Source organism: Pantoea sp. SIMBA_079 (assembly GCF_046940275.1).
Classification (GTDB): Bacteria; Pseudomonadota; Gammaproteobacteria; order Enterobacterales; family Enterobacteriaceae; genus Pantoea; species Pantoea borealis.
Genome location: NZ_JAWRYR010000053.1, coordinates 1 through 443, shown reverse-complemented (window position 1 = coordinate 443; position 443 = coordinate 1). Strand labels below are relative to the sequence as shown.

Annotated in this window: 1 pseudogene; it reads right to left on the bottom strand. The window is 67.0% G+C overall.

The annotated features are described in order from the left end of the window. Positions 1-443: pseudogene (locus SB719_RS19050) on the bottom strand (F0F1 ATP synthase subunit alpha); the annotation flags it as partial.

Here is a 443-nt window from a genome sequence, read left to right as displayed (position 1 = left end):
CTGGTTGATCACGGCGTCGATCGCGAGCGCGGTCTTGCCCGTCTGACGGTCGCCGATGACCAGCTCGCGCTGGCCGCGGCCGATCGGGATCATCGCATCGACGGACTTGTAGCCGGTCTGCACGGGCTGGTCGACCGACTTGCGCCAGATCACGCCGGGCGCGACGCGCTCGACCGGTGCGGTGAGCTTGGCGTCGATCGGGCCCTTGCCGTCGATCGGGTTGCCGAGCGCGTCGACCACGCGGCCGACGAGTTCCGGACCCACCGGAACTTCGAGAATGCGGCCCGTCGTCTTGACGATGTCGCCTTCCGAGATGTGTTCGTATTCGCCGAGAATCACAGCGCCGACCGAGTCGCGCTCGAGGTTCAGCGCGAGGCCGAACGTGTTGCCCGGAAACTCGAGCATTTCGCCCTGCATCACGTCCGACAGGCCGTGGATGCGCA